The following is a 12435-nucleotide window of genomic DNA, read 5'->3' as shown; positions in this document are numbered from 1 at the left end:
GGATCAACTACACCGTCATGAGCAAACGAAAGCTTTTAGAGCTGGTCAACGAAGGCTACGTCAACGGCTGGGACGATCCCCGTATGCCGACCATCGCAGGGTTGCGCCGACGCGGATATACTCCCGAATCGATCCTCAATTTCTGTTATCAAATCGGTGTCGCCAAAGCCAACTCGATGGTCGACGTCGCACAGCTCGAATTTTGTATCCGTGATGATCTGAATACCAAAGTACCGCGGGTCATGTGTGTCCTCGATCCGCTCAAAGTGACGATCGAGAATTACGAGGGGAGCGAAGAACTCGACGCCTCGTATTACCCTGAAGACGTTCCCAAAGAGGGGTCCCGCAAACTGCCGTTTTCCCGTGAAATCTACATCGAGCGCGACGATTTCAGCGAGAACCCGCCAGCGGGCTTTTACCGCCTTACGCCTGAACAGAGCGTGCGTCTCAAACACGCCTACATCATCACCTGCAAAGAGGTGATCAAAGACGCGAAGGGCAACATCACCGAGATTATCGCGACGTACCATCCCGACTCGAAAAGCGGCTCCGATACGAGCGGTATCAAGGTCAAAAGTGCGATCCAATGGGTAGATGCTCATAGTGCCAAAACGGTCGAGGTGCGCCTCTACGATCGTCTTTATGCCAACGAAGCGCCGGAAGGGGTGGAAGATCTCAATCCCGATTCCCTGAAAATCATCAAAAACGCCCTCATCGAGCCTGCTGTTATCACTGAAAAACCCGATGTCCGCTTCCAGTTCGAGCGTCAGGGCTATTTTTACGCCGATCCGGTCGATTACACTGACGAAACGCCGGTTTTTAACAAAATCGTAGGGCTCAAAGATTCGTGGAATAAAAAAGTCAATGCTGACGAAAACACAGCGAAGCCTGAGCGTAAAACGACAGAGAAAAAGGTACAGATCGACGGCGAAGTTGCGCCGATGAGCGAAGCCGAACAAGCGCGCTTTGATACCTATACGGGGATGATGAAACTGGGGAACGAAGTGGCCAATACCCTCGCACGGGATGAGAAACTCGCCGCATTTTTCGAAGACGCTCTCTCTGTGCATAACAGTCCCGTGACATTGGCGAATATCGTCTCCAACGAAGTGGCGCGTGAGCTGAAAGAAAAAGAGGCGGATGAGCTGAAATTTACCCCTGCACAAATCGCCGAACTGGTCAAAATGATCGATGATGAGATCATCTCCAACAAAATCGCTAAACAGGTGTTCGAAGAGATGGTGCTAAGCGGCGAAAATCCTGCCGCAATCGTCGAAGCGCAGGGATTGGTACAAATCAGCGACCCAGCCGTAATCGCGCCGATCATCGATGACGTGATGTCGAAAAATCCCGACAATGTCGAAAAATACAAAGCGGGTAATACGAAACTGTTCGGATTTTTTGTCGGGCAGGTGCTCAAAGTGAGCGGAGGAAAAGCAAATCCTCAAGTTGTCAATGATCTCGTAGCGCAGAAGTTACAATAAAAGCATAAATTGAAGACTTACTATTAGTTATGAATACTATCACATTAGAATATTTTGAACAAAAAAAAGACCAATTTGAGAAACAAGAATTGGTTTTTTCATCATCGTTGATTAAAAGCTCTTTTGAATTGCAATCATTATTTGTTGTTAAAGTTGAAGGTCATTCTATGGAACCTTTGATACAAAATAATTCTTTAGTTGTTGCAGATTTATCCCAAAAAGAGTTTGAAGGTAATGCAATTTTTTTAGTCTATAAAAACGATCGTATGTGGATTAAAAAAGCTGCACTTATCGATAACCAAAAATATTTTGTTTCACTCAATCACGGGTATGAGCATCTGGTCTATCTATTGGACGAGGTAAGAGTTGTCGCAAAGGTGTTGTTAACCTTTACATCGTTGTAAAAAATTAACAAGTGCTATTCCCGCCTGCACGGGAATGCTATTCTTGCTCTTTCTCATTTTTAAACGTATAGATCGGTTCGTTTGAAGGGTCTTCGATGACCGATTCGGTGATCGTAACACTTTGGAGATTCTTTTTAGACGGGCAGCTAAATTGCAACGGCAACATCGCTTCTTCGATGATTCCGCGCAATCCCCGCGCTCCGACACCTCTGTCGATCGCTTTTTGCGCTACCGCATCGAGAGCTTTGTCTTCGAAATTCAGCTCGATTCCGTCCATGTCGAACAATGCCTGGAACTGTTTGATCAATGCATTGTCCGGTTCTTGAAGAATTTTAACCATTTGCTCTTTGGTCAGTTCGCGCAGTTGAGCGATAACCGGAATCCGTCCGATAAATTCCGGGATGATTCCGTAATGAACCAACGCTTTTGCATCGATTTTTTTCTCTTTCACTTCCATCGTGGTGTTGGTTTTTCCGAATCCCACTTTGTTCGATTTTTTGGTATGGGTATCAGGAACGAGACCGACGAACGCTCCGCCGCAGACGAAGAGGACATGCGTGGTATTAAACAATACCGTTTCGGTTGTCGAGTTTTTGCGGCTCCCTTTGACCGGAACGTAGACTTCGCTCCCTTCCAGGATTTTAAGAAGCCCTTGCTGTACCCCTTCGCCGGAGACGTCGCGACCCATGGTCGAGCTTTCCCCTTTGCGGGCGATTTTATCGATTTCATCGATATAGACGATACCACGTTGGGCGAGATCGATATCGTAGTTTGCCGCAGCGAGGAGGCGTGAGAGGATACTCTCGACGTCTTCACCGACGTAACCTGCTTCGGTAAGAGCGGTCGCATCAGCGACGGCAAACGGAACCTGCATGATTTTGGAGAGCGATTTGGCGAGCAACGTCTTACCGCTACCGGTCGGTCCGAGAAGCAAAATATTACTTTTTTCGAGTTCGACGTTGTTGTAGACCGGATTTTCGATCCGTTTGTAGTGGTTATACAGTGCTACGGCAAGGACTTTTTTCGCATCTTCCTGCCCGATGATGTATTTATCCAGATACTCGACGATTTTTTCCGGTGTCGGAAGCTGCTGCTGCATCGCGGAGCGCTGTTCGTAGCGGACCTCTTTTTGCAAGATAGCCGAACAGGTTGTAATACATTCATTACAGATGTGGGTTGTCTCCGAAGAGAACATTTTTTTGACTTCGCTTTGTTTGCGTCCGCAAAACGAGCAGGTTTTTTCGGTACTCATTACACATCCTTTTGGGTGAATTTTTCAAGAATCTGATCGGCGAGACCGAATGCGATCGCTTCCGGTGCTTCCATGTAGTTGTCACGGTCCGATTCTTTTTCGATCACTTTGGTACTTTTGCCGGTTGCGTTGGCCAGGATCACATACAAACGGCGTTTGAGGTTCAGGATATGTTTCGTATGAATCTCGATATCGCTCGCTTGTCCCGAATAGCCACCGAGCGGTTGATGAATCATCACTTCGGCATTAGGGAGCATGTAGCGGTGCCCTTTTTCACCGCAGGTGAACAAGACGGCTGCCATAGAGGCGACAAGACCCATCGCATAGGTATAAACGGGAGCATTGATCAGATTCATGGTATCCAAAATCGCTAATCCGCTCATAACCGATCCGCCCGGCGAACTGATGTACATGTGGATCGGCTCATCCGGGTCCATCGCTTCGAGATAGAGGAGCTGGGAGACGATAACCCCCATCATATGATCATCGATAGCCTCGGTGATAACGATGACACGGTCACCCAACAATTTCGAAAACAGATCGAAATAACGCTCTCCGCGGGGAGAAATATCTTTGACGGTTGGTATCATGGGCATAGCAGACTCCTTATACAAATGCTTTAATAAATTCTGGAAGCGACATCGGGATTACTTCGAGATTGTGCTTGTCGATAAACTTTTTCTCTTTTTTACCGAGCTCTTTATCCGTGATGACGTAGCCGCCTTCGAGATCGAGGCTCAACTCGTTAGCCACCATACGGTCGGTATCGCGGTCGAACGAGGTTCCCAAAAAGAGATATTTTTTGGTTTTGCGATAGGTTTTGAGCACTTTCGGAACGGCATAGCCGCCCATCGCTTCGGTGAGCCAGTCGACATAGTCGGCGTCACTGATAATAAAGCTCGGATTCGGCAAGGGGGTTCCCATCGGTTTGAAAAGGATTTTCTCCGCGGTTTCCAAAACTTCCTCTTCGACTAAAAAGTATTTTTGGTTTTCGACATCGTATTCGTATACTTCATAACGGTAATCGTTCCCCATGATCCGTGCTTTGCCGATAATCATGCAGTGCGGCGTATAGGCAAGAACCTCTTGCAGTTTGGTGTCGCGGTTTGTATCGATGATATAGCGGGGCATCATATCAACGATAGCTTTATGCAACGGCGTAGGATCAAACGGTTTGGTATAGATATGGTTGATCAGCTGTGTCATATATTCGACGCCGCGGCGTTGTTCGAGGTGCATTGCGGCACGTGAGTATTCGTACATTAGACGCGGCGCCATCGCACGGCCGCCGTTCATCGCCAAGATCAGTGAGTCGCTGTCGTGAGGAACCGCTTCTCCCTCTTTGGTCATGATCCCTTCAAATACGCCCAACCCGAAATAGGGGATAGTCGTTTGGTTTCGAATCTCTTTTTTAATCGTTTCAAATATCGTAGTGTCCATTAGTGGCATCCTTTTCCTGTATAGCATTGCATTGCGGCGGCAATTTTAGGCAGCGCTCTCTCGAGAGTAAACGGTTTGTTCAGGTCGTCGAGAATTTCGTTGTAAAAAAGTGCGCCGTCTTTCGAAATAATGAAAAGGGCTTTGGCAAATTCGCCTCCCAGTTCCCCTTTGGCGAGACGAATACCGTAATAATCCCCGAATGCTTCGTCATAATCGACACCGTATTGCCACCCTTCCAACTCGACTTTTTCGTCTTTCGGCGTAGCGACCGCTACTGATTTACTGATACTATCAAGAGCGTTTAACGACAGGAGCGTATTGATCTCTCCCAACTGCGTCAAAAATTCGTCATCGATAAACGGAGCCGTCACGATCAGTTGCGTAAACCCGTTGTGCCCCCCGATGCTAAATAATTCGCCGGCCGGATTTTTCAATGTCACCTTCTCGGAAGCGTAGCCGATATCTAAGGGCATATCTTCGAGATGCAGGGTGGATGTGCGGTATCGTATCTGCAAAACGGACTCCTATTTGAGGTATTCGCCAAATAGATGCATTTAGCGTTCTTGCATAAAATAGGATAAAACTACTCCTATTTAATCGACCGTGTCGCTCAGACAAGAGGCGAGATGACAAAAATGTCGGAATTAGAAGGTGGAAGGAACATCTGTTAAAAGAGAGGAAGCGAGCCGATCACGGAGGTGAGCGACCCGTACTGAAGGCTGAGAGTTATGCTTTGACGCTGTTTTCGGGAATAGGTGATGCTGTTGCAACCGACGGTTTATCGATGGCTTTTGGGGCTTCACCCGGCGGCGGTTCTCCCTCTTTCATTTCATTTTTAAAATTTCGGATTCCCTGTCCCAGACCTTTGGCCAGTTCAGGGATTTTTTTGGAACCGAATAAAAGAACTACTATTCCGAAAACCAGTAATAGTTCTGATCCGCTCGGCATGGCCATGATTCATCCTCTTGAGTATTAATTTTAGACAGTCTAATGTGAGAAGTGTGAAATTAGTGTGAAGTTCTGAGGATAGAGAGTCTTAATGCGTGTAAATAATGATGGAGAACAAAGGTCGCGTGACTCGGAAGAGAGAGAAACCGAGTCAACAAGAGATTGATAAAATAGGAGGAGATGACGGCGGATATTCCGTCATCTTTTGGGAGTATTGTTTCCGCTTGCACAGCAGCATAGGCAGCAAAAAATCAAGTTCATATAGAGCGCATGAACAAGAGCGATTACCTTTTCTTTCATCGAATCCTTTAAGGAGCGTAGTACATTTCTGTACGTGGTGAAAGTATAAAGGAGTGAGTGTGAAGTTAGTGTGAAGCGGGGGTGAGGTTTAGAGTAAATGTCGTCCCTACGTCGATTTTAGACTCTACGTCGATTGCAAATCCGTATTCTGCAGCAATTATACGGACGATATTCAAACCGATCCCGAAGCCGCCGTTAGCGTCATCAAAGCGTGAATAGCGGATAAAAATATCGTGCAGCTTATCTTCGGGGATACCGATTCCCGTATCGCTTACACTCAATGCATTCTCTTTTAGAATGACACTGATCGTACCGGAGCGTTTATTGTATTTGATCGCGTTGGAGAGAAGATTATCGATAATACGGGCCATTTTTTCGGTATCGGCATCGATGGTTACGGAATGGATATCGAGCTCGAAACTGATTTTTTTGGCATCGGCGAGGGGACGAAAATAGTCGATCCGTTCTTTCAAAAGGACGGAAAGATCAATCGTATGAGTGTATGAACGGGTTTTTTGATACAGCGTCAAAAATGTAAGGTCGTTATAGAGATGGGAAATCGTTCGAAGCGCTACCGTGATCCGTTCGGTATGTTTCAATGCTTTGGGGGCAAGCTCTTCTTCTCTGAGGCGTTCGAGGCTCATACTGATGATGGAGAGGGGAGTATTAAGCTCATGCGTCGTATCACGGATAAAACGGTCCAATTTGCCGATGTAGACACGCAAAGGGCGGAGAAAAAGCTTCGAGAGGGTGTAGATCATCAGCGTCATGAACAAAGTTGAGAAAATAAGAACGATATAAATAGCTTCGCGTGTTTTGGCAAGTTCGGGTTCGATCGAATCGGCCCGTATGGCAATGTAGCGTACGGTGTGGAGCGATTTCATTTCAATCGATTCCATTTGATATAAATGGTCTTTAAATTCGAAAATTCCCTCTCGGATCGGTACGTCGAATCCTGTAGAAGAGGCGAATAGAACTCTTTTGTGTTTGTCTAAAAAAGCGATTTCAAAACGGGGGTCTTTGATGACATGACGGCGCATCTCCTCGACCGACTCGGCGGAATAGATGTTGTCGTACACTTTACCGGCATAAAAAAGCATCGAATTTTGCCGTAATTCGTAGTAGATATTTTTTTGGTAGTAATAATACAGCACGGAGAGGGTCAATAAAAAAAGGGTGTTTAAAATGACGAACAGTAAGACGAACTGGATCAGCGAAGCACGTTCAGCTTTGAGCAAGAAAATACCCCTGGGCTCGGATGTTGGTAATGGTCTCTTTTCCTAATATCTTACGGAGGTTTTTAATATGGGTACGCAGGCTCTCTTCACGGGTTTCGTCGTCATAATCCCAGGCTGCCGCGAACAATTGCTCATTTGAGACGATTTCACCCGGGTGGGCTAAGAGCGTTTTGAGAATTTTAGCCTCTTTGCGCGAAAGGGGAATCTCTTCGTCGTTCCGGTACAGACGGTTACGCTGCAAATGGAAATAAATCCCTTCGCATAGACGGATTTTTTCATCCGATTTGTGATAGAAACGACGTTTAAGAAGGGCTTTGATCCGTATTTCGAGTTCTTGGAGTTCAAAGGGTTTACGTAAAAAATCGTCGCACCCGGCATCGTATGCCCGCGAAAGGTCTTCGATACTTCCGAGCGAACTGATAAATACGGCGGGAGACTCTTCCCCTTCGAGGCGTAATTGAGAAAGGACGTCAAAGCCGTTTTGAAACGGGACCTTGATGTCGAACAAGAACAGATCGAAAGCATCAGAATAAGCCCGATCGACGGCTTCGTGACCATCATATACCGCAATGACCTCATACCCTTTTTCTTCGAGGAACTCCTGCAGGATTTCCGAGAGGGTTTCATCGTCTTCAAGGAGAAGAATTTTGGGCAGTGTAGAGGTGTTCGATTGCATCGGGCGCAATTTCTCCGGTTCAGGGCAATTTATGTAGAAGGATTATAGCACCGATAGAGAAACCGAATAGATTATAAAATAAATCTTAGCCTACGTTGTATCAAAATAACAACAAGAATACTTTTAAGTTGATGTGGAGGATACTTTCACAACCGCAGACAAACTCCATATTATTCTTAAAAGGATTTGTCATGAAAACCAGCGCACGCAACGAGCTTAAAGGTACGATCTCCGAGATCAAAAAAGGTCAAATCAACAGCGAAATCGTTTTGAATATCGGCGGCGGAACCGTTTTAAAAGCCGTCATTACTAATGATTCGGTCGACGATATGCAACTCAGTATCGGTGAAAGCATCTATGCGATCATCAAAGCTCCTTTTGTCATGGTTTCAAAAGAGAACCCGGGTAAAATCAGCACTCGTAACGTCATCGAAACCAAAGTTCTCGAAGTGAAAAACGGTATTGTCAACGGCGAACTTAAGCTGGCTATGGGAGATCAAACTCTGACCGCGGTGATTACCGAAGATGCAGTTGAAGATTTGGGCTTCAGCGTCGGCGATAAAGTTTATGCATTGATCAAAGCTAATTTTATTATTCTCGCTAAATAATTCGTCGTTCCGGGGCTCTCTCCGGAATCCTCCGATTTTTATCCTTAAATCTTTTCTTGTTAAGTTTTTTCTTTAAGAAATTTCTTCTGTAGTTCATTATATCATTTTAGATATAACGATAGTTTTGAAAGGGGGCACAATGACTCAGATCATGCAAACACACGAGGCTTCTTCTATCGAAGAGGGACATTCGCTCAGTTATCGCGGCAATCGCTATCCGGAAGTTCCGCTTCCGTCGCATCGCCTTTTTATGTTATGGGGTTCGGATAAGATACGTAAAATGGTCCGTTACCACCATAACCTGCTCCGTTTGAGCGAAGCCGGCGATTTGTTGCCCTCCGAAGAGGAGGCATTCGAGTTTGCTACGACAAAAACCGCCGACTTTTTTGTAGAGATGCTTTCTCGCGGCAGATTCTCTCCGCCGCTTATCGGATATCCCGCTTTGCGAATGCGTTATTTTCAAATGACGGTAGATGAGCAGGCGAGGGATATTTGGCTTGCGACGTATAAAAAAGTGATCAAAGATATGTCAATGCCCTCCGAATGTATCGAAGAGTTTTGGAATTGGATCGAGCCGCTGTCGGTCTGGATGATCAATCGCCGTACTTCCAAAGCTCCGGTCGAACGGTATCCCTATGGATCGATTTGGACCGATCTGGCCGATTTTACATTGCTGGATCGATGCAGTTAGTCAGCCGTCCGTATTATCGGATCGGCATGACGATCGGGTTGAAGGCTTTTGACGAGATGATCGCCTGAGCACCGATGGCAAGTTCTGCCGCTTCTTCCGTACTGATGACGGTTCTGACGACGGACGAACCCACTAACAAGGTCACGATAGAGACCGGAAAATCCTCTTCTATTTTCAAGACCTCTCCGATAAGCTGCAGTTTTCCGCTCAGGGTCTTTTCGCTGAAATACTCCAATGGTGGAGAGAGTGTCACGATTTTCCCCGATTTGACCGATGCCATACGATCGGAGAGTTTAACCGTTTCGGCGATATCGTGACTCACCAGCAGAGTGGTAATTTTAAACCGTTTATGAATCTGGGCGAGTTCGTCCTGAAGTTTTTGACGCATGGAAGGATCAAGCGCCGAAAGCGGTTCATCCAGCAGCAAAATTTTAGGACGGCGTACGAGCGAGCGCCCTAATGCGACCCGCTGTTTTTGCCCTCCCGAGAGGCTGGATGGGAGCCGATCGGAGAGTGCGGTAAGCTCGATCAGTTCAATCAGTTCATCGACACCGCGGCGCTGTTCATCGTTTTCTGCGGCAAAGAGGAGATTCTCCCGAACGGACATAGTAGGGAAAAGTGCGTAGTCTTGGAACACGAAGCCGATGCTCCGTTTTTGGGGAGTGAGATTGATACGGCGGGTAGTGTCAAACCATACTTCGCCGTCGACTTCGATAGCTCCGCTATCAGGGGTTTCCAATCCTGCGATCATCCGTAATAAGGTCGTTTTCCCGGCACCGGAAGGGCCGAAGAGGGTGAGAAATTCGCTGTCGCCGATTTCGAGCTCGAAATGGGCTTCAACAGAGCCTTCGGCGGTATCGAGATGTTTGGTTACGTTTATGGATATCATCGAATCTCCCCGAGCGATTTTTTATTGAGGGTATAGACGAGAAGGAGGATTGCAAAGGTGACTGCAAACAGTGTCAGCGCGTATTGGTGTGCCAAAGCGTAGTTGAGCGATTCGACTTCGTCATAGATGGCGATCGATGCGACCCGTGTCTCTCCGGGGATATTTCCTCCGATCATCAAAATCACTCCGAACTCTCCGACCGTATGGGCAAATGCCAGAACGATACCCGAAATGAGTCCGTGCCGAATGGAGGGGAGGATTACCCGCGTCATCGTTTGGAATTTGGATTTTCCCAGAGTATAGGCGGCTTCGAAAATAGAGCGGGGAACCTGTGCCAGAGCCGATTGGATCGGATGAACCATAAACGGGAGACTGAAGAGGACGGAGCCGACAACGAGACCTTCAAAACTGAAAGCCAGACGGATACCGTGTTCGGTAAGAAATGTCCCGACGGTAGAAGAGGGGCTAAACGTAATGAGAAGATAAAACCCCAGTACGGACGGCGGAAGTACCAGAGGCATCGAGACGATGGTTTCGATTATGCTTTTAAACCGCACACGGCTGAAGACAATGAACGATGCAAGCGGAATGGCAATGACGAGAAGGATCGCTGTCGTGATGGCGGCGAGTTTAAAGGTCAAAGCCATCGTACTTATGAATTCAGATTCCATGGCTGCTCCGTAAGAGGGAAATTTCACTCGGTTGGACGATCCAGCGTACGTCATCGCCTTCGCGGATATCGAGGGCTTCAAACGTAAGGGTCGGAATCAATGCTTTAATAACCGTATCGTGATAGGCTAGGGTGATCTGGGAGAGGATATCCCCTTTTTCGATCATTTTGACCGAAGCATTTTGGACATTGGCGCTCGAAGCGACTACCCCTTTTGCCAAAATCACCTCGGTCTCTTTAAAGGCCAAGGTAACGGAGTGATTGAACATCAAATCGTCCGTATGCTCGGCCAGCAGAAGATAAAATTCGTCCGGACCGACAGAGACCCGAATCGAAGAGATGTGTCCTGATGAGGCGATACCGCTGATTGTGGCTTGTAAGGTATTCATAGCGGCTCGATGGTAACTTTGATATCGGCGGGATTGGCATTATACGGTGAGGATGTGACGATCATATCGACGCCCGTTCCGGCATATTCTGCGATATTTTTAGCGCTGATTCCTCCGGTTGCTATGAGAATCAGATGCGGGAAATCGTTTCGCAAACGCTGTACGGCATCGGAAAGTTTGGAGAGGGGAAGTTTTTCGAGCTGGAGAATATCCGCCCCCATCGATGCGAATAAAACCGCCTGATCGATTGTTTCGGCTTCCATCACGATTTTTTTCTCGGGATTGGATTTTTTGATTTTGGCAAGTGCCTCGTGAAACGCTTCATCGCTTGGGAAAAAGATGCGGTGGTATTCGAAAATGAGGATCGATTCGGAGAGCCCTAAACGGTGGGCAACCCCTCCGCCCGATTCGACCGCTTTGATCGCGATTTTTTTGGTGAACGGCGTCGTTTTACGGGTAGTAGCAACGACGATATCGGGATTGATCGAATGTGCCAGCAAAACGGCTTCGCGGGTATAGGTAGCGATTCCTCCTGCGTAATCGAGGAGATTTTGGACACTTTTCCAGATACGATGGATATTTCCGGCATCGCCGCGGGCTTCCAGAAAAACGCTTTTGGGAGGGACGAGGGTACCGGATTTGACATAACCGTCGATCTCCAGACCGTAAAGCCCGCAGAGTCGAACCGCCTCTTCGGTACATGAAGCGACGAGGGGACGCTCCCGGGTGGCGAAGGTGATACGGGCACGCTGTTCGTCGATTCCGAGCGATCGGGTGGTGAGATCGCCGTATGGGACGTCTTCGAGTAGAAGAGATTCGAGTTCGTTATCGCTGAGGGTGATCATTTAACCGTCTCCCATCCGATGAATGCCCAGGTAAAAGGTTTCGGATTGCGTTCTCTGGAGAGAATGAAAAGTTGATAGTATTCTCTGGCTTTGGCGATCTGTGTTTCGTCCAGACCCCCCAGACTCCATATCAGCGATTCGACGAACTCCTCTTCGTTCGTATAGCGCAGACTGCCGCGCTGCGTCGCAATGTAGTCGATGCGGGGAAGATAGCCGTACTGGTAGAGCAAAACCGGGATATACCAAAAATCGGGTTTGCCGATAATTTTTTTGCCGATAAAATCGAGGATGTCCATATCAACGAAGCTTCCCCCCGCTTTATAGGTAACATAGCACGCTTTTCGGGCGTGGGTGGACATTTTCGATAGAGCCGTATCGATGTCTTTGACCTCGACGCTGCGTGATGCGACGGCGATATCGACGGGCGGAAGAATGCTCCAGTCGTCTTCCCATCCGATGTGGTAGGTTTTGATGTTGGTAACCCCTTCACGTGCGGCATAGGCTTCGAGCTCGGCGAGCATTTGGGCGGAGAAATCGATGGCAATCACCTCTTTAACCTGTTTTGCAAGGGGGATAGCGAGGGTACCGGGGCCGCATCCGA

16 protein-coding genes are annotated in these 12435 nt (G+C 47.5%); 4 read left to right on the top strand and 12 right to left on the bottom strand.

Annotation, left to right across the window (positions count from 1 at the left end; translation table 11 throughout):
- Together Q0389_RS05555 and Q0389_RS05550 are read left to right on the top strand one after the other, a co-directional pair.
- A partial coding sequence (locus Q0389_RS05555; protein WP_298692505.1) for a glutamine--tRNA ligase/YqeY domain fusion protein occupies positions 1 to 1484 on the top strand: 1484 nt, incomplete at its 5' end.
- A 29-nt stretch (positions 1485 to 1513) separates the two neighbouring features.
- Positions 1514 to 1888, top strand: coding sequence for a S24 family peptidase (locus Q0389_RS05550; RefSeq protein ID WP_298692503.1), 375 nt, complete (start codon positions 1514 to 1516; stop codon positions 1886 to 1888).
- A gap of 37 nt (positions 1889 to 1925) precedes the next feature.
- Here the strand turns inward: Q0389_RS05550 and clpX are convergent, their stop codons facing one another.
- The 7 genes from clpX to Q0389_RS05515 form a co-directional block, all read right to left on the bottom strand.
- The gene (clpX, locus tag Q0389_RS05545) at positions 1926 to 3140 is read right to left on the bottom strand and encodes an ATP-dependent Clp protease ATP-binding subunit ClpX (protein ID WP_298692500.1); all 1215 of its coding nucleotides are present in this window, start codon (positions 3138 to 3140) and stop codon (positions 1926 to 1928) included.
- On the bottom strand, positions 3140 to 3736 hold the full coding sequence (locus tag Q0389_RS05540; protein WP_298692497.1) for an ATP-dependent Clp protease proteolytic subunit: 597 nt from the start codon (positions 3734 to 3736) through the stop codon (positions 3140 to 3142). Before Q0389_RS05540 ends, clpX begins: the two co-directional genes overlap by 1 nt.
- Positions 3737 to 3746: 10 nt before the next feature.
- Positions 3747 to 4580 (bottom strand): SIR2 family protein, encoded by an 834-nt coding sequence (locus Q0389_RS05535; RefSeq protein WP_298692494.1) that lies wholly within the window; start codon positions 4578 to 4580, stop codon positions 3747 to 3749.
- Positions 4580 to 5095, bottom strand: a complete 516-nt coding sequence (locus tag Q0389_RS05530) for a hypothetical protein (RefSeq protein ID WP_298692492.1) — start codon at positions 5093 to 5095, stop codon at positions 4580 to 4582. Before Q0389_RS05530 ends, Q0389_RS05535 begins: the two co-directional genes overlap by 1 nt.
- A 211-nt stretch (positions 5096 to 5306) precedes the next feature.
- Complete coding sequence (locus Q0389_RS05525; protein ID WP_298692490.1) at positions 5307 to 5534, bottom strand: twin-arginine translocase TatA/TatE family subunit; 228 nt, start codon at positions 5532 to 5534, stop codon at positions 5307 to 5309.
- 359 nt (positions 5535 to 5893) lie between these two features.
- Positions 5894 to 7066: a HAMP domain-containing sensor histidine kinase gene (locus Q0389_RS05520; RefSeq protein WP_298692487.1), complete on the bottom strand. Its 1173-nt coding sequence runs from the start codon at positions 7064 to 7066 to the stop codon at positions 5894 to 5896.
- Positions 7053 to 7742, bottom strand: coding sequence for a response regulator transcription factor (locus tag Q0389_RS05515; protein WP_298692484.1), 690 nt, complete (start codon positions 7740 to 7742; stop codon positions 7053 to 7055). Before Q0389_RS05515 ends, Q0389_RS05520 begins: the two co-directional genes overlap by 14 nt.
- A gap of 191 nt (positions 7743 to 7933) precedes the next feature.
- Here Q0389_RS05515 and Q0389_RS05510 point away from each other — a divergent pair, with 191 nt between their 5' ends.
- A complete protein-coding gene (locus Q0389_RS05510) occupies positions 7934 to 8350 on the top strand; it encodes a TOBE domain-containing protein (RefSeq protein WP_298692482.1) in 417 nt (138 codons plus the stop codon).
- A 139-nt stretch (positions 8351 to 8489) separates the two neighbouring features.
- Entirely contained in the window at positions 8490 to 9041 is a 552-nt protein-coding gene (locus Q0389_RS05505; protein ID WP_298692480.1) for a globin, read from the top strand.
- Positions 9042 to 9054: 13 nt separating this feature from the next.
- Here the strand turns inward: Q0389_RS05505 and Q0389_RS05500 are convergent, their stop codons facing one another.
- The 5 genes from Q0389_RS05500 to Q0389_RS05480 all read right to left on the bottom strand — a co-directional run.
- The gene (locus Q0389_RS05500; RefSeq protein WP_298692477.1) at positions 9055 to 9930 is read right to left on the bottom strand and encodes an ABC transporter ATP-binding protein; all 876 of its coding nucleotides are present in this window, start codon (positions 9928 to 9930) and stop codon (positions 9055 to 9057) included.
- On the bottom strand, positions 9927 to 10601 hold the full coding sequence (modB, locus tag Q0389_RS05495; RefSeq protein ID WP_298692474.1) for a molybdate ABC transporter permease subunit: 675 nt from the start codon (positions 10599 to 10601) through the stop codon (positions 9927 to 9929). The genes Q0389_RS05500 and modB overlap by 4 nt, the downstream gene beginning before the upstream one ends.
- On the bottom strand, positions 10591 to 10989 hold the full coding sequence (locus Q0389_RS05490) for a hypothetical protein (RefSeq protein ID WP_298692471.1): 399 nt from the start codon (positions 10987 to 10989) through the stop codon (positions 10591 to 10593). Before Q0389_RS05490 ends, modB begins: the two co-directional genes overlap by 11 nt.
- On the bottom strand, positions 10986 to 11834 hold the full coding sequence (gene modD / locus Q0389_RS05485; protein WP_298692469.1) for a ModD protein: 849 nt from the start codon (positions 11832 to 11834) through the stop codon (positions 10986 to 10988). The genes Q0389_RS05490 and modD overlap by 4 nt, the downstream gene beginning before the upstream one ends.
- Positions 11831 to 12435, bottom strand: a 605-nt coding sequence (locus Q0389_RS05480; protein WP_298692468.1) for a class I SAM-dependent methyltransferase, incomplete at its 5' end; no start/stop codon positions are given. The genes modD and Q0389_RS05480, both read right to left, overlap by 4 nt.

Source organism: uncultured Sulfuricurvum sp. (genome assembly GCF_937936435.1).
Lineage (GTDB): Bacteria > Campylobacterota > Campylobacteria > Campylobacterales > Sulfurimonadaceae > Sulfuricurvum.
This window is presented reverse-complemented; position numbering and strand designations above follow the sequence as displayed.